This window comes from Glycomyces luteolus (assembly GCF_027622875.1).
GTDB lineage: Bacteria > Actinomycetota > Actinomycetes > Mycobacteriales > Micromonosporaceae > Glycomyces > Glycomyces luteolus.
On record NZ_JAPZVP010000031.1, the window covers coordinates 4739 to 29001 of the forward strand.

21 protein-coding genes, 1 pseudogene and 1 riboswitch are annotated in these 24263 nt (G+C 69.1%); of the genes and pseudogenes, 8 read left to right on the forward strand and 14 right to left on the reverse strand.

What is annotated here, in order from left to right; all coding sequences use genetic code 11:
- Positions 1–87: 87 nt before the first annotated feature.
- Entirely contained in the window at positions 88–666 is a 579-nt protein-coding gene (locus O1R50_RS25055; protein ID WP_270112988.1) for a dihydrofolate reductase family protein, read from the reverse strand.
- A gap of 51 nt (positions 667–717) precedes the next feature.
- On the reverse strand, positions 718–1107 hold the full coding sequence (locus tag O1R50_RS25060; protein ID WP_270112989.1) for a VOC family protein: 390 nt from the start codon (positions 1105–1107) through the stop codon (positions 718–720).
- An 82-nt stretch (positions 1108–1189) separates the two neighbouring features.
- On the opposite strand from O1R50_RS25060, the gene O1R50_RS25065 reads away from it, so the two are divergent.
- The gene (locus O1R50_RS25065; protein ID WP_270112991.1) at positions 1190–1936 is read left to right on the forward strand and encodes a TetR/AcrR family transcriptional regulator C-terminal domain-containing protein; all 747 of its coding nucleotides are present in this window, start codon (positions 1190–1192) and stop codon (positions 1934–1936) included.
- Positions 1937–1987: 51 nt separating this feature from the next.
- Here the strand turns inward: O1R50_RS25065 and O1R50_RS25070 are convergent, their stop codons facing one another.
- Positions 1988–3859 (reverse strand): YhgE/Pip domain-containing protein, encoded by a 1872-nt coding sequence (locus tag O1R50_RS25070; RefSeq protein ID WP_270112992.1) that lies wholly within the window; start codon positions 3857–3859, stop codon positions 1988–1990.
- Positions 3856–4725 carry a P-loop NTPase family protein gene (locus O1R50_RS25075; RefSeq protein WP_270112993.1) on the reverse strand — a complete coding sequence of 290 codons (870 nt, stop codon included), beginning with the start codon at positions 4723–4725 and terminating at the stop codon, positions 3856–3858. Before O1R50_RS25075 ends, O1R50_RS25070 begins: the two co-directional genes overlap by 4 nt.
- A 150-nt stretch (positions 4726–4875) precedes the next feature.
- Between O1R50_RS25075 and O1R50_RS25080 the strand changes: the two genes are divergently transcribed.
- Positions 4876–6978 (forward strand): S9 family peptidase, encoded by a 2103-nt coding sequence (locus tag O1R50_RS25080; RefSeq protein ID WP_270112994.1) that lies wholly within the window; start codon positions 4876–4878, stop codon positions 6976–6978.
- Between the two features lie 107 nt (positions 6979–7085).
- Here the strand turns inward: O1R50_RS25080 and O1R50_RS25085 are convergent, their stop codons facing one another.
- The gene (locus O1R50_RS25085; RefSeq protein WP_270112995.1) at positions 7086–7289 is read right to left on the reverse strand and encodes a hypothetical protein; all 204 of its coding nucleotides are present in this window, start codon (positions 7287–7289) and stop codon (positions 7086–7088) included.
- Between the two features lie 185 nt (positions 7290–7474).
- Between O1R50_RS25085 and fbaA the strand changes: the two genes are divergently transcribed.
- Positions 7475–8497, forward strand: a complete 1023-nt coding sequence (gene fbaA / locus O1R50_RS25090) for a class II fructose-bisphosphate aldolase (protein ID WP_270112996.1) — start codon at positions 7475–7477, stop codon at positions 8495–8497.
- A gap of 217 nt (positions 8498–8714) precedes the next feature.
- On the opposite strand, the gene O1R50_RS25095 is transcribed toward fbaA, so the two are convergent.
- On the reverse strand, positions 8715–10274 hold the full coding sequence (locus O1R50_RS25095) for a glycoside hydrolase family 13 protein (protein WP_270112997.1): 1560 nt from the start codon (positions 10272–10274) through the stop codon (positions 8715–8717).
- Between the two features lie 14 nt (positions 10275–10288).
- Complete coding sequence (locus O1R50_RS25100; RefSeq protein ID WP_270112998.1) at positions 10289–11287, reverse strand: LacI family DNA-binding transcriptional regulator; 999 nt, start codon at positions 11285–11287, stop codon at positions 10289–10291.
- Between the two features lie 153 nt (positions 11288–11440).
- On the opposite strand from O1R50_RS25100, the gene O1R50_RS25105 reads away from it, so the two are divergent.
- From O1R50_RS25105 to O1R50_RS25120, 4 genes are all read left to right on the forward strand, one after another.
- Entirely contained in the window at positions 11441–12676 is a 1236-nt protein-coding gene (locus O1R50_RS25105; protein ID WP_270112999.1) for a sugar ABC transporter substrate-binding protein, read from the forward strand.
- A 38-nt stretch (positions 12677–12714) separates the two neighbouring features.
- The gene (locus O1R50_RS25110; RefSeq protein WP_270113000.1) at positions 12715–14262 is read left to right on the forward strand and encodes an ABC transporter permease subunit; all 1548 of its coding nucleotides are present in this window, start codon (positions 12715–12717) and stop codon (positions 14260–14262) included.
- An 11-nt stretch (positions 14263–14273) separates the two neighbouring features.
- Positions 14274–15188 (forward strand): sugar ABC transporter permease, encoded by a 915-nt coding sequence (locus O1R50_RS25115; RefSeq protein WP_270113001.1) that lies wholly within the window; start codon positions 14274–14276, stop codon positions 15186–15188.
- A gap of 286 nt (positions 15189–15474) precedes the next feature.
- Positions 15475–15819 carry a lactococcin 972 family bacteriocin gene (locus O1R50_RS25120; protein ID WP_270113002.1) on the forward strand — a complete coding sequence of 115 codons (345 nt, stop codon included), beginning with the start codon at positions 15475–15477 and terminating at the stop codon, positions 15817–15819.
- A gap of 81 nt (positions 15820–15900) precedes the next feature.
- Here the strand turns inward: O1R50_RS25120 and O1R50_RS25125 are convergent, their stop codons facing one another.
- The 4 genes and pseudogenes from O1R50_RS25125 to O1R50_RS25140 form a co-directional block, all read right to left on the reverse strand.
- Positions 15901–16524 carry a hypothetical protein gene (locus O1R50_RS25125; RefSeq protein WP_270113003.1) on the reverse strand — a complete coding sequence of 208 codons (624 nt, stop codon included), beginning with the start codon at positions 16522–16524 and terminating at the stop codon, positions 15901–15903.
- Between the two features lie 557 nt (positions 16525–17081).
- On the reverse strand, positions 17082–17282 hold the full coding sequence (locus O1R50_RS25130; protein ID WP_270113004.1) for a hypothetical protein: 201 nt from the start codon (positions 17280–17282) through the stop codon (positions 17082–17084).
- 92 nt (positions 17283–17374) lie between these two features.
- A pseudogene (locus O1R50_RS25135) lies at positions 17375–17590 on the reverse strand (heavy-metal-associated domain-containing protein); the annotation flags it as partial.
- 24 nt (positions 17591–17614) lie between these two features.
- Positions 17615–17974 (reverse strand): metal-sensitive transcriptional regulator, encoded by a 360-nt coding sequence (locus tag O1R50_RS25140; protein ID WP_270113006.1) that lies wholly within the window; start codon positions 17972–17974, stop codon positions 17615–17617.
- A gap of 204 nt (positions 17975–18178) precedes the next feature.
- A riboswitch (cyclic di-AMP (ydaO/yuaA leader) is annotated at positions 18179–18348 on the forward strand.
- Positions 18349–18356: 8 nt separating this feature from the next.
- On the opposite strand from O1R50_RS25140, the gene O1R50_RS25145 reads away from it, so the two are divergent.
- Positions 18357–19295: a C40 family peptidase gene (locus O1R50_RS25145; protein ID WP_270113007.1), complete on the forward strand. Its 939-nt coding sequence runs from the start codon at positions 18357–18359 to the stop codon at positions 19293–19295.
- A 201-nt stretch (positions 19296–19496) separates the two neighbouring features.
- Here O1R50_RS25145 and O1R50_RS25150 read toward each other — a convergent pair whose 3' ends face one another.
- The 3 genes from O1R50_RS25150 to O1R50_RS25160 form a co-directional block, all read right to left on the reverse strand.
- On the reverse strand, positions 19497–21128 hold the full coding sequence (locus O1R50_RS25150; protein ID WP_270113008.1) for a beta-N-acetylhexosaminidase: 1632 nt from the start codon (positions 21126–21128) through the stop codon (positions 19497–19499).
- Between the two features lie 217 nt (positions 21129–21345).
- Entirely contained in the window at positions 21346–22710 is a 1365-nt protein-coding gene (locus tag O1R50_RS25155) for a hypothetical protein (protein WP_270113009.1), read from the reverse strand.
- Between the two features lie 167 nt (positions 22711–22877).
- Positions 22878–24227 carry a coiled-coil domain-containing protein gene (locus tag O1R50_RS25160; protein WP_270113010.1) on the reverse strand — a complete coding sequence of 450 codons (1350 nt, stop codon included), beginning with the start codon at positions 24225–24227 and terminating at the stop codon, positions 22878–22880.
- Between the last annotated feature and the right edge of the window lie 36 nt (positions 24228–24263).

The window sequence follows — 24263 nt, forward strand, 5'->3', positions numbered from 1 at the left end:
CCCCCCCCCCCCGGCCGCCCCCCCCCGGGGGGGCCCGCCCCGCGCCCCCCCCCCCCCCCCCCCCCCCCCCCCACCCCCACGCCCGGATCAGGCGCGGTCGAAGGTGAGCACGCGCGCCCCGGATTCGAGCAGCACCTCGTCCACCGGCGTGAACAACGTCGGCTGGAACGGCCCGTCGAACATCGGGATGCCCGAGCCGATCACCGAGCGGTTCTGCTTGACGATCAGCCGGTCGATCTCGGGCAGCAGGGCATGGGCGAGCTTCCCGCCGCCGACCAGCCAGAGATCCTTGCCGTCCTCGGCCTTCAGCTCCCGGACGCGGCCGAGGGCGTCGGCGCCGACCAGCTCGACCGCAGGGTCGGGGCTGGTCGCCATGCTGGTGGAGAACACCAGGTGGCGCAGGTGCGGGTAGGCGTCGGTGACGCCGGCGGCCAGCCCCAGCTCGTACGAGGCGCGTCCTTCGAGGACGGTGTCGAAGTGCCGGCCCGGGCCGCTGACGCCCATCGCCTCACGGGCCGGGCCCGGCAGCGTCTCGGGGAAGTGCTCGACGATGAACGCGACAAGGTCGGGCGTCACCGGGAGGTAGTCGGTGCTCGGGTCCCCGCCGTCAGAGCCGGCGATGAAACCGTCGAGCGTGGTGGCGACGTAGTAGACGAGTCTGCGCATGCGTGTGTCCTTTTCGGTTCCGGGCGGCTCGGCGACGGGTGCGGTCGTGGTTCAGGCGGCCGGGTCGGTCATCCACTGGACCAGTTGGATGATGACGCCGTTCGGGTCCGCGGTCTGGAAGTACCGCTCGCCCCATTCCTCGGTCTCGATCGGCGTGGTGATGGCGACGCCCTCGGCCTGGACGCGGGCGTATTCGGCGTCGATGTCGTCGACGACGAAGGCCAGGAGGAGGCCGTCGGCATGGCCTTTGGCGCTTTCAGGCTTGAAGGTCGGCAGACCGGTCTTCAGGAAGATGACGTTGAAGCCGGCGTCGGGGCGCGAGAGCGAGACGAAGCCTTCCGCGGCCATGTCCTCCGCGAAGCCGTAGTGGCGCTTCAGGAATTCGGCCGAGGCGGTCGGGTCGGCGACGTTGAGCGAGACGGCGGATGAGGTGATGCGCATGTGCGGGCTCCTTTTCTTCGTACGTTGTATATTGTACAACGTACGATGTACAGCGTACAAGTTTCCCGGCTAGAATTCCTCCGTGACTGCCGCCACTGAAACACCGAAGCCGAACCTGCTCGAGCTGCTCTGGAGGGCCGCCCCGGAGGCGGGCCGCGGGCCGCGCAAGAAACTCACGGTCGACGAGGTCGTCGCCGCCGCGATCGGACTGGCAGATGCCGAAGGGCTGGAGGCGGTCACCGTGCGCCGCCTCGCCCAGGAACTCGGCAAGGCCCCCATGACGCTCTACACCTACGTGCCGGGGAAGAACGAGCTCGTCGCCCTGATGCTCGACACGCTGTTCGAGCGCATGGAGCGGACCGCTCCTCACGGCTCATGGAGGGAGCGGCTCGCCGCGGTCGCGCGGGACAACTACGCGCTCTACCGCGTGCACCCGTGGGCGGCAGCAGCCTCACCGAGCCGCCCGCCGCTCGGGCCGGGCCAGTGCGCCAAGTACGAGCACGAGCTGCGGGCCCTGGAAGGCCTGGGCCTGGGCGATGTCGAGATGGACGACGCACTGACGTACCTGCTCGCCTTCGTGCGCACCGCCGCCCAGGACGCGGCCCAGTCCGAGGCCGAGCGCGCCGCCAGTGGCATGGACGACCAGGAGTGGTGGGAGGCCAACGGGCCCCTGCTCGCGAAGGTCCTCGACACCGAGCGCTTCCCGACCGCCGTGCGCGTCGGCCAGGCCGCGGGCGAGGCGCACGACGCGGCGTACAACGCCGAGCACGCCTTCGAGTTCGGCCTGGCGCGGACGCTCGACGGACTCGCGGCGCTCATCGAGCGGTGAACCGCAGAGGCCCGGTCGCCCGAACGGCGACCGGGCCGATGATGCTCCGGCTCAGACCTGGAGCGGCACGTTGAGGCTGTCGGGCCTCCACCGGCGGCGCGAGGCCACGACCAGTGACGAGAGCGCCAGTGAGCCGACGAGATAGGCGGCCAGGACCAGCAGCGCCTTGACGACGTGCGAGGTCTCGCCGCCGCTGATGGTCACGCGCAGCGCATCCACCACATAGCTCATCGGCAGCAGCGGATGCAGCGCCTGGAAGAACCCCGGCGTCGTCTCCACCGGGTACAGGCCGCCCGCGCTTGTCAGCTGCAGCATCAGGAGCACCACCAGCAGCAGGCTCCCGGCGGTGCCGAACGCGAGCTTGAACAGGTGCGCCATGGCCGTGAAGGTCAGGATCACGAGGATCGACAGACCGACCGTGTCGAGGGCGTCCTTCGGGTCCAAGCCGAGGCCGAGCTCGATCGCCAGGTAGAGGACGAGCGCCGACAGGATGCCGAGGAACGCGCCGGGGAGCCAGCCGCCGATGGCGATCGGGACGGAGCGCAGCGGTCCGGCGAGCGCCCGGCTGTTCACCGTACGCAGTACGAGGTAGCCCATGAGCCCGAAGACCCACAGTGCGATGGCGATGAAGAACGGCGCGAGTCCGCGGCCGTAGGTGCCCGCGGCGTTGAGGTTCTCCTCGTCGACGGTGACCGGGCTGCCGTACGCCTCGGCGTTGTCCGCGTCGTCGGCCGGGTTCGTGCTCGGCACCGTTTCGGCCGCGGCGGACAGGGAGGACGCGAGCGTGTCGGCGCCGTCCCGGAGTTCGGTGAGGCCGCTCGCGAGGTCGCCCGCGCCGTCCTCGGCGGTGGAGGCGGCGTCGGCGACCTGGGAGGCGCCGCTGGCGACGTCGGCCGCGCCGGTCTTGAGGTCGGTGAGGTCGCTGGAGGCCTGCTCGAGGGTGTCCGTGGAGGTGTCCTGGACGGCGCCGTTCGCGGTCTGGATGTCGTCGTTGGCGGCGTTCGCGTCGTCGATGTAGGCCTGGAGCTGCGCGCAGGCGTCGGCGTCGGCGGTGTCGGCGCCGCACAGGGTGCTGTAGACGGTGTTGAGGTCGCTGTTGGCGCGGTCGGAGAGGTCGGCGGCCGAGGAGGCGCCGGTCTGGATCTGCGACCAGTTGTCGGCGAGGGTCTCGACGACGGGCTGGGCGACGTCGACGGCCTGGTCGACGCCGTCGCTGACCTGGCCGGCGCCGTCGGCGACCTGCTGGGCGCCGGCGGTGAGGTCGCCGAGGCCGCTTTCGAGCTGCTCGGCGCCCGTCTGGGCGCTGCCGATGCCGTCGGAGAGTCGGCCCGCGCCGTCGGCGGCTTCGGTGAGGCCCTGGTTGAGCTCGGTGAGGTCGCCGAAGATGGTGGTGGCGAAGGTGACGTAGACGGCGGTGTTGATCTGGTTGCGCAGTTCGGATTCGACGGTGGAGGCCATGATGCCGGCGACGTAGCCGTTGGCGTCGTTGAGGTCGAATTCGACGGTGGCCTGTTCGGGGTCGGTCCCGGAGAGGCTGGCGAGGCGGGTGGAGAAGTCCTCGGGGACGGTGATGACCATGTAGTAGTCGCCGTCTCCGAGGCCGCGGCGCGCCTCGCCCGCGGAGACGAACCGCCAGTCGAAGATGCGGTCCTCCTTGAGCTGGTCGACGAGTTGGTCGCCGCCGTTGATCGGGGTGGTCTCGCCGTTGACCTCGACGCTCGCGCCGGTGTCCTCGTTGACGACGGCGACTGGCAGGTGGTCGAGCCTGCCGTAGGGGTCCCAGGCGAACCAGAGGTAGAGGCCGCCGTAGACGAGCGGGATGAGGACGATGGCGACGAGGGCGGCGCTGCGGATGGGGTGGCCGCGGAAGCGGCCGAGTTCGGCGGCGGCGAGTTTGAAGGGGCTCAACAGTGCTCGCATCATCGGTGGCCTCCGTTTCGGTCGCGCCCGTGGCGGGCGCTTGCGGTGGGTGCGGGTTGGGCGCGGAGGTCGACGACGATGTCGGCGGGCGGGTCGGAGCGGGTGCAGACGGCGAGGACGAGCTGGCCGGCGTCGGCGACGGTCCGGAGGGCGTCGAAGACGCGTTCGGAGCCGCACCTGTCGAGGCCGGAGTCGGCGTCGTCGACGGCGATCGCGGGGGTGCGGGCGGCGGCGGCGCAGGCGATCGCGAAGCGGATCTGGTCGATGCGGGGGAGGAAGCCGAAGGTGTCGCCGGTGTCGACGCCGACGGCGAGGCGGTCGAGCCAGGCGTTGATGTTGGCGCGGGTGGCGGCGCCCTTGGAGACGGTGAGGGTCTCCTTGATGCAGGTGCGCACGGTCGCGTAGGGGTCGAAGCGGATGGCAGGTCCGGCCTGGGCGACGGTGAAGCGGCGCCGGATCAGCCCGGGTCTGGTCTGGCCGTCGACTTCGAGTGCGCCGCTTCGGAACGGGAACCGGCCGGTGAGGGCGAGCAGGAGCGAGGAGCGGCCTTCGCCGCCGTCGCCGCAGAGGGCGACGAGCTGGCCGAGGCCGGCGGTGACGGTGATGTCGGTGAAGACCGGGCCCTGGCGGCCTGCCGCCGAGAGCGCTCGGGCGGCGAGGAAGGGCGCGGCGTTGGGGCGGTCGACGATCGCGGTGCGGTGCAGCGGGCCGGTGTGGGCTCGGAGGAGTCTTTCGCGCGCTGAAGCGACGTCGGCGTCCCGGTCGGCGGGCTCGGATTCGGTTGCGGCGGCGGGTTGCCCGCCGGCGGAGTCGCTTGCGGTGCCGGGCGTTTCGGGCGTTGGCCCCGCCTCGTCGCTCCTGTCGCTCATGGACACTATCCTCACAGGCCGATACGCCCGGTTCCGGGCGATTGCACGGGTTGATGACCTCAAGGATGTTACTCATGGGTAACTTATGTGCGGAGCGAGGCGGCCGTGCTGTGACCGGCGCGTCCCGCCCGCGGCCCTTACAGTTGAGGCATGTCGGAAACGCAAGCAGCGAAACCAGCGGCCCCCCGCCGCGACCACCCGCGCACTCACCACGGCGACACCGTGAACGACCCGTACGCCTGGCTCAAGGATCCCGAGGATCCCGCCACGGTCGAGTACCTGAAGGCGGAGAACGTCTACACCGAATCGCGCACCGCCCACCTCGCGGCGCTGCGCAAGAGCATCTTCGGTGAGATCAAGTCCCGTACGCAGGAGACCGACCTGTCGGTCCCGGTCCGCAAGCGCGGCTGGTGGTACTACGGCCGCACCGAGGAGGGCAAGCAGTACGGCATCCAGTGCCGGCTCAAGGCGGACGGCGACACCCCGCCCGAGATCGAGGCGGGCACGGCGATCGAGGGCGAGGAGATCCTCGTCGACGGGAACGAGCTCGCCGAGGGCCACGACTTCTTCTCGCTCGGGACGTGCGACGTATCGCCGGACGGGAACCTGCTCGCCTACGCCGTGAACTACTCGGGCGATGAGCGGTTCACGCTGCGGTTCAAGGACCTGCGCACCGGGGAGGACTTCCCGGACGACATCCCGAACGTCTTCTACGGCGGCTCGTGGTCGCTCGACGGCTCCGTGTTCTTCTACACCAAAGTGGACGACGCGTGGCGGCCTTACCAGGTGTGGCGGCACGTCCTCGGCGAGCACGAGGACAAGGACGTGCTCGTGCACCAGGAGGACGACGAGCGGTTCTGGACCGGCATCGACCTCACCCGCTCGGAGCGGTACCTCTTCATCGTCTCCGGATCGAAGATCACGACCGAGGTCCGGTACCTGGACGCGGCGGACCCGACCGGCGAGTTCCGGGTCTTCGGGAACGGCCGGGTGCAGGGCGTCGAGCTCTCCGTCGACCACCAGGGCGACCGGTTCTGGGTGCTGCACAACAAGGATGCCGAGAACTTCACGCTCGGCTGGACGCCGGTCGAGGACACGACCCAGTTCCACGAGGTCCTCCCCCACGACGAGACCGTGCGGCTCGAGTCGGCGGACGCGTTCGCCGACCATGTCGTGGTCTCGATGCGCCGGGCCGGGCTCTCGCAGGTGGCGATCCTCGGCAGCAACGAAGGACAGGATTTCGGTCGGTTGACCGAAATCGAGTTCGACGAGCCGATCTACGCCGTCGGGCTCGGGGAGAACCCCGACTACGACTCGCGGCAGATCCGCCTCGGATACACGTCGCTCGTCACGCCGTCCTCGGTGTACGACTACGACATCGACACCGCCGAACTGCACCTGCGCAAGCGGACGCCGGTCCTCGGCGACTTCGACCCCGCCGACTACGTGCAGTACCGCGAGTGGGCGACCGCCGCCGACGGCACCAAGGTGCCGATCTCGATCGTCGCCAAGCGGGGCGTCACCGCGGACGGGACCGCGCCGTGCCTGCTCTACGGCTACGGCTCCTACGAGCACTCGATCGACCCGTACTTCTCGATCGCGCGGCTGAGCCTCCTCGACCGGGGCGTGGTCTTCGCGATCGCGCACATCCGGGGCGGCGGCGAGATGGGCCGCCAGTGGTACGAGCAGGGCAAGCTGCTCCACAAGCGGAACACGTTCACCGACTTCGTCGACTGCGCCGAGCGACTCGTCAGTGTCGGCTGGGCCGCCCCGGACCGGATCGTCGCCCGCGGCGGCTCCGCCGGTGGCCTGCTCATGGGCGCGGTCGCGAACCTGGCGCCCGCGCGGTTCGCCGGCATCCTCGCCGACGTGCCGTTCGTGGACGCGCTCAACACGATCCTCGACCCGACCATGCCGCTCACCGTCATCGAATGGGAGGAGTGGGGCAACCCGCTCGAGTCGGCCGAGGTGTACGAGTACATGAAGTCGTACTCGCCGTACGAGAACGTGAGCGACGTGCGGTACCCGTCGATCCTGGCCGTGACCAGCCTCAACGACACGCGGGTGGGCTTCCACGAGCCCGCCAAGTGGATCGCGAAGCTGCGGCACGAGAGCCCGGACTCCGACGTGCTCCTGAAGACCGAGATGGAGGCCGGGCACGGCGGCCGCTCCGGGCGCTACGACGCCTGGGAGGAAGAGGCCTTCAACCTGGCGTGGGTGCTTGACAAGCTGGGCGCAGCCCAGATTGCCTGAGCAGAGTAGCTGGGCGCAGCCCGGATCGCCTGATTGGCAGCTGGGCGCCGCGGCCTGAAGCGGTGTATGCGAAAGGCCCGGTCCCTCTCGGGACCGGGCCTTTCGCGCTATTCGGGGCGCTCGTCCTCGTCCTCGGGGACCTCCTGGCGCTGCTCGGCCGCGTCGGCCGGGTCGACCTCGTCGGGGACGGTCCCGTTCGGCTCCTCGACGGCAGCCTCCGGGTCGTCCTCGGCCGGAGGCTCGGCCGAGTCAGCCAGGTCGAACTCGGACAACTCGTCGGTCTCGTCCGCCCATTCCTGGTGATAGTTCATATAACCCACCGTAGACGCGCCCAAGCCCGCCCGGCCAGTGAACCACCAGGTAGCCTGAGTTATGCCTTCACACGGCTGTGGGCAATACTTCATCTCGACGCAATAGTTCGAGGCCATCAGACAGCGGCGTCTGAGTCCCGCCCCGGTCGGGGAGCAATCAACGACTTGTCTAAGGAGCTGGCAGCATGCCTATCGCAACACCCGAGGAATACAACGAGATGCTCGACCGGGCGAAGGCTGGCTCCTTCGCTTACCCGGCCATCAACGTGACCTCGACTCAGACGCTCAACGCCACGCTGGCCGCGTTCGCCGAGGCAGAGTCCGACGGCATCGTCCAGGTGTCCACCGGCGGCGCCGAGTACCTGTCCGGGCCGACCATCAAGGACAAGGTGACCGGCGCGGTCGCCCTCGCGGCCGCCGCCCACGAGATCGCCAAGAACTACCCGGTCAAGGTCGCGCTCCACACCGACCACTGCCCGAAGAACCACCTCGACGGCTTCGTCCGCCCCCTCCTCGCCATCAGCGAGGAGCGCGTGGCCCGCGGCGAGCTGCCGCTCTTCCAGTCCCACATGTGGGACGGCTCGGCCGTGCCGATGAAGGAGAACCTGGAGATCGCCCAGGAGCTCCTCGCCCGCACCGCCAAGGCCAACATCATCCTCGAGATCGAGATCGGCGTCGTCGGCGGCGAAGAGGACGGCGTCGAAGCCGAGATCAACGAGAAGCTCTACACCACCGTCGAAGACGGCCTCGCCACCGTCGAAGCGCTCGGCGCCGGCGAGAAGGGCCGCTACATGACGGCCCTGACCTTCGGCAACGTGCACGGCGTCTACAAGCCGGGCAACGTCCACCTCCGTCCGGAGATCCTCAAGGAGATCCAGGACGCGGTCGGCGCGAAGGTCGGCAAGGACAAGCCCTTCGACCTGGTCTTCCACGGCGGCTCCGGCTCGACCGCGCAGGAGATCAGCGACGCGGTCGACCACGGCGTCATCAAGATGAACATCGACACCGACGCCCAGTACGCGTTCACGCGTCCCGTCGTCGACCACATCTTCAAGAACTACGACGGCGTGCTCAAGGTCGAGGGCGAGGTCGGCAACAAGAAGGCCTACGACCCGCGCGCCTACGGCAAGCTCGCCGAGGCCGGCATGGCCGCCCGCATCGTCGAGGCCTGCCAGCAGCTCCGCTCGGCCGGCAACAAGATCAAGTAAGCAACCGCCGCAAGGCGAAAGAAGGGCCCGGCCGATTTCGGCCGGGCCCTTTCGGCGTCCCTGGGGGCCGGTCACGCTTCCGGGTTAGGCAGTTTCGGCTTCCCCGAGCGCTCGTTACCTTGGCATGCTCGTACCTGTCCCCGTGCATTGCGAAGGAGGCCTGCAAAGCATCAGGCCCCATAGCGAAAGCCGCGGGGCCCGATGCTTTGCGTACCCGCTACTTGGCGAACCAGACCGTGGACCCTGCGGGAAGGGCGCCGTTCTCCAGCGGGGTGCTGGCGAGGAGGACCTCGGTGCCGTAGGCGGCGACCGGGACCGGTTCGTCGCTGAAGTTGACGACGCAGACGAGCGCGCCGTTGTCGAACGCGAACGCGTCGTCGCCGGGGTCGGCGAGCCAGGTGAGGCCGGTGACCTCGGCGCGCAAGGTCTTGCGGAGGGTGATCGCGGCGCGGTAGAACTCCAGCGTGGAGCCGTCGGTGCCGTCCTCGGCCTCGACCGAGAGTTCGGACCATTCGGCGGGCTGCGGGAGCCAGGAGGCGCCCGTGCCGAAGCCGAGCGATTCGCCGTCGCGGGTCCACGGGAGCGGGACGCGGCAGCCGTCGCGGCCGATCTGCTCGCCGTTGGTGCGGAAGAACGTGGGGTCCTCGCGGACTTCGGCGGGGAGGTCGAGGACTTCGTTCAGGCCGAGCTCTTCGCCCTGGTAGACGTAGACGACGCCGGGGAGCGAGAGCAGCAGCTGCGTTGCGGCCTTGGCGCGGGCGAGGCCCGCTTCGCCGCCGCCGTAGCGGGTGACGTGGCGCTGCACGTCGTGGTTGGAGAGCACCCAGGTGCAGGGCGCGCCGACGCCGGCGTTGTTCGCGATCTCCGCGTCGATGGCCTTGCGGAAGTCGGCGGCTTTGAACGGCGCGAGCACGAGGTCGAAGTTGAACGCCTGGTGGAGTTCGTCGGGGCGCAGGTAGAGGGCGCGGCGTTCGGCGGAGTCGGTCCACGCTTCGGCGACGAAGATCCGGTCGCCTTCGTACTCCTCGATGATGGGGCGCCAGGTGCGGTAGATGTCGTGGACGCCGTCCTGGTCGAAGAACGGGGCGAGGGTCGTGCCGATCATCTCGATCGTGCCGTCGCCGCCGGTGTCGGGCAGGCCTTCGGCCTTGACCATGCCGTGCGCGACGTCGATGCGGAAGCCGTCGACGCCGCGGTCGAGCCAGAACCGCAGGATCGACTGGAATTCCTCGTGGACCTCGGGGTTCTCCCAGTTCAGGTCCGGCTGGGTCGAGTCGAAGAGGTGCAGGTACCACTGCTTGCCGTCGTCGGTCTTCGTCCACGCCGGGCCGCCGAAGATCGACTGCCAGTTGTTCGGCGGCGTGTCGGGGTGCGCGGGGTCGACGTCGCGGAACCAGTAGCGGGCGCGTTCGGGCGAACCCGGGCCCGCGGCGAGCGCGGCCTTGAACCAGGCGTGTTCGGAGGAGGTGTGGTTGGGGACGAGGTCGGCGATGAGGCGGATGCCGTGGGCGTGGGCGGTTTCGAGCATGCGATCGAAATCGTCGAGGTCGCCGAAGCGGGGTTCGATGGCCCGGTAGTCCGAGACGTCGTAGCCGGCGTCGTTCTGGGGGGAGGCGAAGAACGGCGAGAGCCAGATGGCGTCGACGCCGAGCCGGGCGAGGTAGGGGATGCGGGAGCGGATGCCCTCGAGGTCGCCCATGCCGTCGCCGTTCGCGTCGGCGAAGGAGCGCGGATACACCTGGTAGATGACCGCGTCGCGCCACCAGAGTTCACTCATCGGTGCAATGCCTTTCAGTCTTGGGGTGCCGCACCGGTGGAACCGCGTACGACGAGTTCGGGTCGGAAGAGGTATTCCGAGTTCGGCGTGGGTTGCCCGGCGATCTCGTCGAGCAGGGCCCGTGCGGCGGCGGTGGCGATGTCGCGCACCGGTTGCCGCACGGTCGTGAGCGGGGGGTTGGTGTGGGCGATGAGGGGGGAGTCGTCGTAGCCGACGACGGAGAAGTCGGCGGGGACGTTGAGGCCGCGTTCTTCGGCGGCGCGGATGGCGCCGAGGGCCATCATGTCGGAGCCGCAGACGACGGCTGTGGCGCCGCGGTCGATGAGGCGTGAGGCGGCGGCGTGGCCGCCCTGCTCGCCGAAGAGGGTGAGTTCGATGAGTTCGGGGCCGACGTGCTGCATGGCGGCGCGGTAGCCGGAGATCTTGCGGCGGACGGGCCAGTACCGGTCGGGGCCGGAGACGAGGCCGATCCTGGTGTGGCCGAGTCCGGCGAGGTGTTCGACGGCGATGCGGGCGGCGACGTTGTCGTCGCAGGAGAAGGACGCGGCTTCGACGCCTTCGGGGTGGCCGGTCACGAAGGCGACGGGCAGGCGCTTGTCCTTGAGCTCCTGGTAGCGCTCGGTGCTGGCGGTCGTGTCGGCGTGGAGGCCGGAGACGAAGATGATGCCGGCCACGGCCCTTTCGCGGAGCATCTCCACGAATTCGTCCTCGGAGACGCCGCCCGGCGTCTGGGTGCAGAGGACGGGGGTGTAGCCGGACCCGGCGAGCACATTGGAGATCGTCTGCGCGTAGAGCGGGAAGATCGGGTTCTCCAGTTCGGGCACGACGAGGCCGATGAGGCCGATCGCGTGCTTGCGCAATGCCGGGGGGCGTTCGTATCCGAGCACGTCGAGGGCAGTGAGGACGGACTGTCGGGTCTGCTGACCGACGCCGGGTTTGTCGTTGAGGACCCGGGACACCGTTGCCTCACTGACCCCGGCCTGCCGGGCGATGTCAGAGAGTCGAAGCCGCATGATGACAGCGTAGCCTATCTGAAATTTGGCAACAGTTTGGTTGCAAGGGTTTCCTGTTTCTGAAACATCTTGCTAACCTTCGAGGAAGTTCGGGGCGCGAGCCCCCGGTCACCGGCCCCCGCCCCGGGGCCCCTCAACGAAGAGAGAACAGACATGCGTAGAAGGACCCTGGGTATCACCGCCGTCTCGGCCGCCGCTCTCGGCGCGGTCGCCGCCTGCGGTTCGGACGACGGCGACTCGACCGGCGGCGACGCCGCCGAGTTCTCCGGCGAACTGGTCATCTGGGCCGACGAGACCCGCACCCCCGTCCTCAAGGAGTTCGTGAAGAACTTCGAGCAGGAGGTCGGCGTCAAGGTCACCGTCGAAGAGCACGTCGAGACCCTCCGCGAGGACTACCTCACCGCGACCGAGCAGGGCCAGGGCCCCGACATCGTCGTGGGCGCGCACGACTGGGCCGGGCAGTACGCCGGCGCCGGCGCCGTCGCCCCCATCACCCTCACCGCCGACCAGCAGGCCGCCCTCAACGAAGCCGCCGTCAAGGCCTTCACGGTCGACGGCAACGTCTACGGCGTCCCCTACGCGCTCGAGAACCTGGGCCTCATCCGCAACACCGATCTCGCCCCCGAGGCCCCCGCCACCTTCGAAGAGCTCGTCGCCGCAGGCCAGGCCGCCGGCACCGACGAGGTCCTCATGATGGAGGTCAGCGTCAACGGCAACGCCTACAACGCCTACCCGCTGTTCTCCTCCATGGGCGGCTACCTCTTCAAGGACGACGGCACCGGCACCCTCGACCCGACCGACGTCGGCGTCGACTCCCCCGGCGGCGTCGCCGCGTTCGAGAAGTTCGCCGAGCTCGGCTCAGCGGGCGTCCTCAAGACCACCTACGACGCCACCAACTGCACGCCGTTCTTCGTCGACGGCAAGACCGCGTTCCTCATCTCCGGCCCGTGGGCCCTCACCGACGTCCAGGGCGCCGGCCTCAACTACGAGGTCACCGCCATCCCCGGCTTCGAGGGCCAGGGCCCGGCCGCGCCGTTCCTCGGCGTCCAGGGCTTCTACGTCTCCGCCAAGGCCAAGAACGCCGTGTTCGCGCAGGAGTTCGTCTCCAACTACGTGCTCACCGAGGACCTCCAGCTCAAGCTCGCCGAAGCCGGCGGCCGCGTCCCCGCGCTCACCGCCGCCGCCGAGGCCTACACCGCCGGGAACGTCGACGCCCAAGGCTTCGCCGCCGCCGGCGAGAACGCCGTCCCGATGCCGAACATCCCCGCGATGGACGCCGTCTGGGAGCCCTTCGGCCGCGCCGAAGCCGACGCGATCGACGGCGCCTCCACCGGGGCCGAAGCCGCCGCCACCGCCGCGCAGACCATCCGCGACGCCGTCGGCGCCTAGCCCGGTAACCCGCAGACGAGCGAAGGAACGAACACACGGTGCTCGAACAACGTTCCCGGACGGCCGGCTCCGCCACCGCCGCGGGCCTGATCATCAAGATCGCGGTACTCGCGGTGGTCGCCGCGCTGGCCGTCTGGGCGGCGTTGCCGCTCATCGCGGCCGAGGCCTGGTGGGGCCTCGCGCTGGAGGCGGCCATCGTGGCCGTCGTCTTCTACGTCTACCTGCAGCGCCGGGCGATCCAGCTCAAATACCTGATCCCCGGCACGCTGCTGCTCATCGCCTTCCAGATCCTCCCCGTCATCCTCACGATCGGGACCTCGTTCTCCAACTACGGGGACGGGCACCGCGTCGACAAGGACCAGGCGGTCGAGGCCATCATCGCCGCGGGCGTCCAGCAGACCCCCGGCGGCGCCACCTACCGCCTCTCCGTCGGCGAATCCGCCTCCGGCGAACTCACCCTGCTCCTGACCGACGCCGCCGACGGCTCCACCTGGGCCGGAACGGAAGCGGGCCTCACCGAGCTCCCCGATGCCACCGTCGACGGCACCGGCCGCATCACCGCCGCCCCCGGCTACGACGTATGGGACCTCGCCGAACTCAACGAGCGCCAAGCCGAACTCGCCGCCCTCGCCGTCCCCACAGGCGAGGAGTCCGGCATCAAAGTGCAGGGCCTCTCCGCGTTCGAAGGCACCTCCACCCGCTCCTACGACGACGCCTGCGACTGCATCACCGACGCTGAGACCGGCACCGTCTGGTACGCCGACAACGAGGCGGGCAGCTTCCTCACCGAAGACGGCGAACCCGCCCTCGTCGGCTGGCGCGTCAACATCGGCGCCGACAACTACACCGCGGTCCTGACCGACCCCGACATCCGCGGCCCGTTCCTCGGCATCTTCACCTGGAACATCCTCTTCGCCGCCGGATCCGTCCTCCTCACCTTCGCCATCGGACTCGGCACCGCCATGGCCCTCAACAAGCCGTCCATGCGGGGCACGAAGGTCTACCGGACGCTGATGATCCTCCCGTACGCCATGCCGTCCTTCGCGATGCTGCTCGTGTGGGCGCAGATGTTCAACCGCGACTTCGGGCTCGTCAACGACCTGTTCAACCTCGACGTCAACTGGTACGGCGGCACCTGGTCGGCCAGGGCGATGGTCCTCATCGCCAACACCTGGCTCGGCTGGCCCTACATGTTCCTCATCTGCCTCGGCGCGCTCCAAGCCCTGCCCTCGGACTCGCTCGAAGCCGCGAAGATCGACGGCGCCACCGGGGTGACCGCCTTCCGCAAGATCACCCTGCCGCTGCTCCTCATCGCCCTGACACCGCTGCTGATCTCCTCGTTCGCGTTCAACTTCAACAACTTCAACGCGATCGAACTGCTCTCCGGCGGCAGCCCCTTCCGAGCCGGCGACGCCGTCGGCGGCACCGACCTCCTCATCACGTACGCGTTCCGCCAGGCCTTCGGCGCCACCACCGCCGACTACGGCTTCGCCAGCGCGATCAGCGTGTTCATCTTCCTCATCGTCGCCACGATGTCGGCGGTCATGTTCCGCTTCACCCGCAACCAGGAGGACGTGTACTCATGACGGTGTCCCAAGTGCGCGAAAAGCCCGTCGCGAAGCCCGCGGTTCCGGTGCGGCGCAACGGGAAGCGCCCGTTCGCGAAGTGGGTCGGCGAGTTCGGCTGGCGGCATCTGGTCGCGGTCCTGGTGCTGGTGTTCGGGCTGGTGCCGATCGTGTACGTGGTCTCGGCGGCGTTCAATCCGAACGGGACGCTGTCGTCGACGAGTCTGCTGCCGACGTCGTTCGGGTTCGGGAATTTCAAGAAGCTGTTCACCGATCCGAACGTCCCGTTCGGACGGTGGTTCTTGAATTCGATCGTGATCGCGGTTCCGGCGGCGTTCATCTCGATCTTCATCTCCTCGCTCGCGGCGTACGCGTTCAGCCGGTTCCGGTTCAGGGGGCGGCGGCCGATGCTGCTGTTCCTGCTGCTGATCCAGATGTTCCCGGCGTTCCTGGCGGTGGTGGCGCTGTATCTGATCTTCGGGTCGATCGGCGAGTTCTATCCGGTGGCGGGCCTGAACACGAAGCTCGGGTTGATGCTCGTGTACATGGGTGGGGCGCTCGGGGTTTCGACGTGGTTGATGAAGGGGTTCTTCGACACGATTCCGAAGGAGCTCGACGAGGCGGCGACGATCGACGGGGCGACGCATGCGCAGATCTTCTTCGGGATGATCCTGCCGCTGGCGGCGCCGATCATCGCGATCTCGGGGATCCTGGCGTTCGTGGGGACGATGAACGATTTCATCCTGGCGTCGCTGTTCCTCACGGACCGGCCGGAGATGACGTTGGCCGTGGGGTTGAAGACGCTGACGGCTGACAATTCGCCGGCGAGCTATTTCGGGATCTTCGCGGCGGGGACGCTGCTGACGTCGGTGCTCACCGTTGCGGTGTTCATGAGTCTGCAGCGCTATATCGTGTCCGGTCTGACCGGCGGGGCAGTGAAGGGTTAAGACGCAAGACCACTGCTCGACACGGAAATCCTGTCCGCTGCGCGCTTTTTTGGCTCGCAGGCGCCGCCGAGGCGGGGCAGGTGGGCGAAGGCCCGGGTCAAGGAGAGCCTCCCTCTCCGAGGTCCGGGCCTTCGCGCTTCGGGGGTGGAAGTGTCGGGATTCCGACGATGGACTTCGGATTTCACTGAACGTGAATTCCTTGATGCTCTCGGTGATAATTTCGATCGGCTTGCGCCGCAACGGCGAACGTCAGCAGTCAGACACCCGATCGCAAGGAGATCGCGCAATGCAGCGCACAATACGAAGCGTCCTGGTGGTCCTCGCGGCCGCGACCATGCTCGTCACCGGAACCGCGACGACCGCTCAGGCGGCTCCGGGGTTCGTTCAGGAGAGCGTGACGTGCCAGGACATCGGCGGCGGCACGTGGTGCCAGGGGACCGCGTCGGGGTCGGAGTGGTGGTCGACGAAGTGCATCTCGAACTACTACCACCCGACGCAGCGGCACAGTTCTACGGCGATCATCGGCGGCGACACCCAGCGGGGCATCGCCGAGGCCGGTCAATGGTCGTACGCCACCGCTGAGGCGGGGTCGGCGCACACCTGTTACACGAAGTACAACCCGGACGCGTAGTCGGCGGGCCGCGATCCGGAAGGATCGCGGCCCGTTGTTCGCGGATCGCGGGTGCCGCGCCTTTCGGCGGGGGGCCGGTCGTCAGGATTCCCACGGCAGGTCGATGGGGCGCCGTTCCCACAGGGCCGCGGGGATGCCGGCCGGGCGGCGCTGGTTCCAGCGGTCGAATTCGGCGCCGCCGCCGGGGGCGGTGAGGCGGTTGAACTGCTCGTCGATCGTGAACAGGACGGCTTTGAGCTTCGCCTGGAGGCCTGGCGGGAGCTTGGCGATCGCGGTCGCGGTCTCGGCGCGGTTGGAGAGGTCGTTCATGTACTCGTCGATGAGGTAGTAGCCGTCGGGGGGCCAGCCGTTCCCCATCTTGTACACGAGGGTCTCCCACATCGCGAAGCGGTTCTTGAGCGAGTACACGGGAGCGGTGATGTTGCGGCGGAACTGCTCCGCGAGGCGTCCCCGCTCCACCTCGAGCCGTTCGGCGTCGACCGCGGCGATGCGGGCGAGTTCTTCGGCGCCGAGTCCGGCCCACAGTGCTTCCGTGAGTGGAGTGTCGTACGGCATTGCGGCCCCTATTCGTTGACCTGCTCGCAGCACCGTGCCGGTGGCCTGGGCGGCCACGGCCGGGATGCCGACGCCGGTCGCGGCCAGGCCGAGCCACACGGGGCGGCGGCCCCGGATGGTGGCGACGAGTTCGGAGATGATGTCGCGCACCAGTTCGCGGGTGGGTCACGAGCGTTCCGGCGCCCCGGGTGGCGGCGGCCATCGCGGCGCACAGCCCGGAAAGGCCGTCAAGGCCCTCGACGTTGAAGTCCATCTGCCGGTAGGAGTTCGAGGCCTCGCCGACCCAGGCGCCGAGGTCGGCGTCGACGTACGCGTCGAGTTCGTCCTTGACCGCGAGCAGTTCGGCGGCCATGTTGGTCCAGGTCTGGGCGTGGGCGGTGAGGATGTCGGCGTCGCCGGCGACGTCGTCGAGGAATTCGCGCAGCGGCTCGACCGCTTCGATGATCCAGGAGACGCCGGTGGACGCGATCGTACCGAGCCGGTCGAGGAATCCGCCGACGCCTTCGAGGCCGGTCATGAATCCCGCGAGGAGGGCGTCGACCCAGTCGCCGCTGTCGATGGCGGTGACGACGTCCGCGATGCTCTCGCCGATCCCCGAGCCGGTGTACCAGCGGTGGGAGTCCTGGACGACGTCGGCCACCAGGCTGTTGTCGCCCATCGACAGCTCCCGCATTCAGCGGCGCCCGGACGTGGAGCGGTCGGCGTTCCTACCAGTGCGGGGGACGTTCCGCCAGGAGGTCGAGGTCGCGGGCCGAGAACGCGGATTTGCGGGGGCGCCGGACGGGCGCCTCGCCCCAGCCCCGGTCGGTGTCGTCGGAGGTCTGGTCCGGGAGCACCGAGAAGTCCTCGTCGAGTTCGACGGAGCGTAGGTCGTCGGAGACGGGGCGTTCGCCATCGGAGACTGCCATGCCACCGACTTTATCGCAGCGGTTCCCGGATGCGGCAATGACGAGGCCCTGAACACCCGGTGAACGGGTGCTCAGGGCCATGACGCAATGGACTATTCGGATACGCCGACGAGTTCGTAACCGGCCTCGTCGACCGCCTCGCGGACCGCGTCCTCGGTGAGGGCGGCCTCGCTCTTGACGGTGACCTTGCCGGTCTCGAGGACGACGTCGACGCCCTCGACGCCGGGAAGCGCCGAGATCTCCTGGGTGACGCTGCCGACGCAGTGGCCGCAGGTCATGCCTTTGACGACGTACACGGTTTCCATGGCTACTCCCTTTGGGTGTGGTGGGGTTCAGGTTCTGAGCAGTCGGGCCACCGCGTCCGAGGCCTCTTTCACCTTGGCTTCGGCGGCGGTCGGGTCACCCGAGGTCTGCGCCTCAGCGACGCAGTGGGCCAGGTGGCCTTCGAGGAGGTTGAGCGCCACGGCTTGGAGCCCCTTGGTCGACGCCGAGATCTGGGTCAGGATGTCGATGCAGTACTGGTCGTCCTCGACCATCCGCTGAATGCCCCGAACCTGACCCTCGATGCGCCTGAGGCGGCGCGTGAGCGCGGCCTTGTCCCCGTGGTACCAGTAATGTCCGTCGTGGCCGTGCGCCTCCGGTGCCGGGGGCGTATCGCCGGCGACTCCGGTGCGGTCGGTCTGCTCGCTCATGGCACGCCTTTCGTGTGCTCGGTCCTCCTGCCGCCACTGTATACCCCTTAGGGGTATCTCGGCAACTGCTCGTTAGCCAGGTGCAGCGGCCCGTAGTATTCCGTGCCATTGTGTGAAAAATTCTCCCCCTGCCCTTGTCAAGGGCCACAACGGCCTCTAACGTGAACGCGTCGCGTCGGAAACTCGGGGGCACCCCGCACCCGCCGCGCGGCACCGCCGAATCGACGAGCACCCCAGGCTCGCCGAACCGGGGAACCAGCAGTCGGCATGCAAGCAGGGCCGACGGGGTGAATCGCGTCCTCGGGCGCGTAGGGCGACCCTTCCTTCCGCCCGAACCCGACAGCTAACCCGGTAGGCGGCCAAAGGAAGGAGCGCCTCCCTGGTGCGTACCCGGCGAATCACTGCCGCCCTAGCGGCCGCAGCACTGCTCCCGCTGACCGCCGCGCTGTTCACGACCTCCTCGGCGAACGCGCAGACGAGTGAAGAGATCCAGGCGGAGATCGACAAGCGCCACGAAGACCTCGAGAAGGTCATCGAGGACTACAACGCCAAGCGCGAGGAACTCGACGACGCCAACGAGCTCATCGACGAGATCGAAGCGCAGCTCCCCGCGCTCGAAGCCCAGACCGCCGAAGCGAACGAAGCCCTCGCCGAGTACGCCGCCACGGCCTACACCAGCGGCGAGTACGCCATGGTCAACTCCGTGCTCGACGGCGACCCCGCCGACTTCGCCGACCGCCTCATGTACCTCGACAACCTCACCACCGCCGAGACCGAAGCGCTGCAGGCGAACCTGGCCCAGATCCAGGAACTCGAGACCCGCCGCACGGAACTGGAGACGCTCAAGGAGAGCGCCGACGAGATCCTCGGCGAGATCGAGAAGCAGCAGGAGGACATCGAGGCCGAGATCGCCGACCTCGAAGAGGACTACGACGACGCGTACGCCGAGGAGAACCCGCCGGCCGAATACGACTACGAGGGTTCGTCCGGCGCGGTCGCGTTCGCGATCGAACAGCTCGGCGAGCCCTACGTGTACGGCGAGGCCGGCCCGGACGAGTGGGACTGCTCTGGCCTCACCCAGCAGGCCTGGGCCGCCGCCGGAGTGAGCCTCTCGCACAACGCCGCGATGCAGTGGGACGAGACCGCGCGGATCTCCCGCGACGAGCTCCAAGAGGGCGACCTGGTCTTCTACAACGACCTCGCGCACGTCGCCATGTACATCGGCGGCGGCGAGATCATCCACGCCCCCAACTCGACGACCGTGGTCAAGATCGTCGACATCGACTACGGCGGCGACATCGTCGGCTACGGACGCCCGTAGCGCCTGACCGGGAGTTTTCCGGGCCACCGGGCCCGGGTCGGACTCCCCGGCGGCGGCACCGGCGGTCTCGATTGCTGACCCTGCTGCTGACCCGCAATACGCCGACGCCGCCGTCGGGGACTGAGCTTCATAGTAGAGAAACCCGTGCGGGCCGCATGAGCGGCCCGCACGGGTTTGGTTTCGCACCAAGGCTATTCGGAACTACTCGACCTCAGGCTCGGTGAACTGGAAGTCGAAGCGGCGGTAGCGGCCGGTGCCGCCCTGCTGCCAGGGCTTCGGGCCTTCGAGCGGCCGGTAGCCGATGCCCATGGCGTGCAGGCGCTCCAGGTGCACGCCGAGCCGGTCCAGGACCGGATCCGCCTCGCGCACATCGACATTCGTCCAGGCGACCTCGGCGAAGACCGCCAGGCGCGGGAACGCGGCGTACTCGACGTCGCGCGGGTTCGGCAGGTACTCGGACCACAGCTGGCACTGCGCGCCGAGGATCCGCGACTCGTCGACCCCGGCCGGAGCCGGGTCCCACGCCGCGACCTTCTCGATCGGGGTGAGGCCGTGGATGCGCAGCGGCTCGCTCGGGTCCTCGCTCTCGTAGTGGTCGAAGTAGACGTGCGTCTGCGGACTGACCAGCACCTCGTGCCCGGCCTCCAGGGCCTTCTCGACGTACGCCTGGGTGCGCCAGACCTGCACGGCGGCCTCGGCCGGCGCGCCGCCGTCGAGGATCTCGTCCCAGCCGATCACCCGCTTGCCCATCGTCGCGAGGTGTTCGCAGAAGGCCCTGGTGAACCAGGCCTGCACGCCGCGCACGTCCTCCATGCCCTCGCGCTCCATCAGCTCCCGGGCGATCGGCGAGGACTCCCACTGGGTCATCGGCACCTCGTCGCCGCCGATGTGGATGAACGGCCCGTCGAAGACCTCGGCGATCGCCGTGTACGCCTCGAGCGCGAAATCGAGCGCGGCCTGGGTCGGCTCCAGCACCTCCTCGAAGACGCCGAAGGTCGGACACACCGGCTTGTTTTGCCCCGCACCGAGTTCGGGGTAGGCCGCGAGCACCGCGCGGGCGTGCCCGGGGAGGTTCACCTCGGGGACGATCATGATGTGGCGCTCACGCGCGTAGGAGGCGATCTCGCGCAGGTCCGAGACCGAGAAGAAGCCGCCGTGCGGCGTCGGCTCATAGCCCGCGGGCTCGTCGCGGGCGTGGCCGACCTTCGTCTCGGCGCGCCAGGAGCCGATCTCGGTCAGCTTCGGGCGGGACGGGACCTCGAAGCGCCACCCCTGGTCGTCGGTGAGGTGCAGGTGGACGACGTTGAGCCGGTGGAGCCAGGCCCGGTCGATCATCTTGAGCACGAAGTCCTTGGGCTGGAAGTGCCGCACGACGTCGAGCATCACGCCGCGCCAGCGCAGGCGCGGCTCGTCGGTGATGCGGACGAGCGGGACGACCGGGTCGGCGGCGGGGGCCTCGCGGAGAGCGTCGGCGGGGAGGAGCTGGCGGAGGGTGGCGATGCCGCGGGCGATGCCGGCCGGGTGGGCGGCAGTGAGGTCGACGCCGGAAGGGGTGACGTCGAGCCGGTAGGCCTCGGCGGCGGTGGTGAAGTCCTCGGGGCGGTCGCCCGCCAGGGAGAGGCGGAGGACGCGGCCTTCGACAGGGTCCTTCGCGGTGCTTTGCACTACGGGGAGGCGCAGGCCGGTGCCGCGGCCCAGGGCGTCGGAGAGGAGCCAGGCCAGGGGGTTGAGCTCGGGCGCCGCGGCGATGGCGCTGAGGAGGCTCAAGTCGAGGTCGCCGTCTGCGGCGGTGAGCTGCTGCGGCTGCGGGATCAGCGAGATGCGGCGCTGCATGTGCGGGGGCTCCTGTGGTGGTGGTTGTCGTAGCGCTACCGGCTCGCGCGGCTTCGCGGGCCGGGGGTGGGGCGGGCGGTGACGCGTCCCCGCCGAATTAGTTCAGTTTATTTATAATATAGGGCCGCGCCGCGGTCGGCCAGTGCGGAGAACGTTTTCGCTCCCTTCCCGGCTGACCGCGGCGCGCGGCGTCACGTATGCGATTGCGCCTGCGGGCCTAGCGGACCGCCGGCAACTGCTGGGTCCGGTCGACGTCCGAACCGTCCCGCTGCTTGTTGATCAGCAGCGGCGCCGACTCCGACTCGAAGACCCCCAGGGGCGCCGGGGACTCGAACCCGCTGCCCGCCGACGGCAGGTCGAAACTCGGCGGCGGGGAGTCGAAAGCGCTCGACGACGAAGACGCGGACGGTGACGATGACGAGAGGATCGGCTCGTCCTCGCCCGAGACCAGACCGAGCTGGCGGCGCAGGTCCGTCAGGTTCGAGCCCGCGCTGTCGCGCTGGCGCGTCAGGGCCTCGACCTCTTCGGCGAGCGGCTGCACGCGCTCGGCCGCGCGCTCCTCCGCGTTGCGGCGCAAGCGCTCGGCCTCCTTCACCGCGTCCGCCTTGACGACCTTGACCTGCTCGACCGCGCGCTGCACGACGTCCTTGGCCTGCTGCTCAGCCTCCTCGCGGCGCTCCACCGACCGGTGCTCGGCGCTGCGCGCCCGCTCCTCGGCGAGCGCCAGCCGGTCCTCGGCCTCGGCCACGATCCGCTGCGCGGTCGCGACGGCCTGCTGGTGCCAGTCGGCCTCCTCCTTCTGGGCCCGCTCGCGGCGGTCCGCCTCGGCGAGGATGAGCTCCTGGGTCTTCTTCTTGCGGTGCTCGGCCGCCTCTGCCAGGAGCCGCTGCGCGGCGCCGCGCTGCTCGTCCGACTCGCGGGCGGCGTGCGCTTTCAGCTCAGTGACCTCGCGTTCGGCCGTGGCCCGCTGGACCGCGATCTCGCGTTCGGCCTGCGAGCGCGCCTTCTCGGCTTCAGCGCGGGACTGGCTCTGCGCGGTCTGCGCTTCGCGGTGGGCGTCGGCGATGGCCAGGTCGTGGTTGCGGCGGGCGTCCTCGCGCAGTTCGGTCGTCTCGTTCACCGCTCGGGCGCGGAGCTCGGTGACGTCCTGGTCGGTGGTGGCGGTGATCTCGGCGGCTTCGGAGTGGGCCGAGCGCTTCATCGACTCGGCTTCGGCGCGCGCTTCGGTGAGCAGCGCCGAGGCCTGGCGCTGCGCGTCGGCCTTCTGGACGACGGCGTCCTGTTCGGCGGCGCGCAGGATCTTCTCGACCCGTGCGCCGAGCCCGGACAGGGTCGGGGCCTCAGCCTCGGCGATCTGCGTCGCCCGGTCGCTGACGCGGCGCTCCAGGGCGCTGATGCGCTCCTCGGCGCGGCGCAGCTGCGTCTCGGCGGCCTCCAATGCCCGCGACGCCTCGTCGCGGTACTGCTCGTGGGCTTTGATGTTCTCGTACAGCCGCGAAGTGAACGCTTCGACCTGATTGCGGTCGTAGCCGCGCATGGCGACAGCGAATTCGGGCCCGGATTCCTCGAAGAATTTCGACATGGTCTTCCAGAGTCACAGGAAACGGTTGATGAGTCATCATCACGCCTGAAAGCCCCGAAACTCGTGAGGAACACGCCCGGCCAGCGCATCATCGCGAAACCGTCAAGGCGCGCATGGCAAGAAGCGCCCCAACGAAGTCGAGGCGCTTCTTCGCTTCGTCCCGCCCGCTAACGGACCACCGGCAACTGCTGGGTCCGGTCGACGTCGGCGCTGACGCGCTGCTTGACCAGCAGCGGCGCCGTGTCCAAGTCGAACAACTCGAGCGAGACCGGCAAGTCGAAGCCGCTGCTCATGGAGAGCACGTCGAGTCCGTCGTTCACGAAGGACGAGCCGAAGTCGGAGTTCGCGGCCGGAGCAGTCGTGGGTTCCTCCTCTTCGGAGACCAGGCCGAGATGGCGGCCCAGGTCGGTCAGGTTCGAACTGGCGATGTCCCGTTGGCGCATGAGTGCCTCCACCTCCTCCACCAGCGGATGGACGTACTCGGCGGCGCGCTCCTCGGCGCTGCTTCGCACCCGGGCCGCCTCCTTCTCCGACTCGGCCTTGATCGCCCTGGCCTGCTCGACGGCTCGGTCCAGCGTTCCCTTGGCCTGCAGGTCGACTTCCTCGCGGCGCTCAAGGGTTCGGTTCTCGGCGCTGCGCGCCCGCTCCTCGGCCAGCACCAGGCGCTCCTCGGCCTCGGCGACGATCCGCTGGGCGGTGGCGAGGGCCTGCTGGAGCCGATCGGCCTCGATCTTCTGGGCCCGCTCGCGCCGCTCGGCCTCGGCCATGGCGTGCTCCTCGGTGCGCTTCTTGCGGTGCTCGGCGGTCTCGGCAACCAGGCTCGAGGCGGCCGAGCGTTGCTCGTCGGCCTCGCGAACCGCAATGGCCCTGAGCTCGGCGACCTCCCGCTCGGCCGTGGCCCGCCGGACCGCGATCTCGCGTTCGGCCTGAGAGCGGAGCTTCTCAGCCTCGGAACGGGTCTGGCTCTGAGCGGTCTGCGCCTCCCGCCGGACGTCGGCGACGGCCAGTTCATGGTTGCGCCGCGCGTTCTCGCGCATCTCGGTGGTCTCGTTGACCGCGCGGGCGCGGATCTCGGTGACGTCCCGCTCCGCGCTGGCGGTCATCTCGGATGCCTCGGATCGGGCATTGCGTATCCTCACCTCGGCTTCGGCGCGAGCCTCATTGAGCATGGACACGGCCTGGCGTTTGGCGTCCTCTCGTTCGACCGCGGCATCCTGTTCGGCGGCGCGCAGGACCTTCTCGACCCGTGCGCCGAGCCCGGACAGCGTCGGCACCTCGACCTCGGCGAACAGTGCGGCCTGCTCGGCCACCCGCCGCTCCAGGTCCATGATGCGCTCCTCGGCCCGGCGCAGCTGCTGCTCGGTGGCCTCCAACGCGCTCTGGGCGTCATCGCGGTACTGCTCTTGATCTTTGATGTTCTGGTACAGCCGGGTGGTGAACTCGTCAACTTGCTGGCGGTCGTAGCCGCGCATGCTCACAGCGAATTCGGGGCCGGTTTCCTCGAAGAATTTCGACATGGTCTTCCAGAGTTGTAGCAAAAAACGGTGGAAGCT

Bases quoted from the DNA above. Each gene is read 5' to 3' on its own strand.
- O1R50_RS25055 (WP_270112988.1), bottom strand. From the start codon at position 666: ATGCGCAGACTCGTCTACTACGTCGCCACCACGCTCGACGGTTTCATC.
- O1R50_RS25060 (WP_270112989.1), bottom strand. From the start codon at position 1,107: ATGCGCATCACCTCATCCGCCGTCTCGCTCAACGTCGCCGACCCGACC.
- O1R50_RS25070 (WP_270112992.1), bottom strand. From the start codon at position 3,859: ATGATGCGAGCACTGTTGAGCCCCTTCAAACTCGCCGCCGCCGAACTC.
- O1R50_RS25075 (WP_270112993.1), bottom strand. From the start codon at position 4,725: ATGAGCGACAGGAGCGACGAGGCGGGGCCAACGCCCGAAACGCCCGGC.
- O1R50_RS25080 (WP_270112994.1), top strand. From the start codon at position 4,876: ATGTCGGAAACGCAAGCAGCGAAACCAGCGGCCCCCCGCCGCGACCAC.
- O1R50_RS25085 (WP_270112995.1), bottom strand. From the start codon at position 7,289: ATGAACTATCACCAGGAATGGGCGGACGAGACCGACGAGTTGTCCGAG.
- fbaA (WP_270112996.1), top strand. From the start codon at position 7,475: ATGCCTATCGCAACACCCGAGGAATACAACGAGATGCTCGACCGGGCG.
- O1R50_RS25095 (WP_270112997.1), bottom strand. From the start codon at position 10,274: ATGAGTGAACTCTGGTGGCGCGACGCGGTCATCTACCAGGTGTATCCG.
- O1R50_RS25100 (WP_270112998.1), bottom strand. From the start codon at position 11,287: ATGCGGCTTCGACTCTCTGACATCGCCCGGCAGGCCGGGGTCAGTGAG.
- O1R50_RS25105 (WP_270112999.1), top strand. From the start codon at position 11,441: ATGCGTAGAAGGACCCTGGGTATCACCGCCGTCTCGGCCGCCGCTCTC.
- O1R50_RS25120 (WP_270113002.1), top strand. From the start codon at position 15,475: ATGCAGCGCACAATACGAAGCGTCCTGGTGGTCCTCGCGGCCGCGACC.
- O1R50_RS25130 (WP_270113004.1), bottom strand. From the start codon at position 17,282: ATGGCAGTCTCCGATGGCGAACGCCCCGTCTCCGACGACCTACGCTCC.
- O1R50_RS25140 (WP_270113006.1), bottom strand. From the start codon at position 17,974: ATGAGCGAGCAGACCGACCGCACCGGAGTCGCCGGCGATACGCCCCCG.
- O1R50_RS25150 (WP_270113008.1), bottom strand. From the start codon at position 21,128: ATGCAGCGCCGCATCTCGCTGATCCCGCAGCCGCAGCAGCTCACCGCC.
- O1R50_RS25155 (WP_270113009.1), bottom strand. From the start codon at position 22,710: ATGTCGAAATTCTTCGAGGAATCCGGGCCCGAATTCGCTGTCGCCATG.
- O1R50_RS25160 (WP_270113010.1), bottom strand. From the start codon at position 24,227: ATGTCGAAATTCTTCGAGGAAACCGGCCCCGAATTCGCTGTGAGCATG.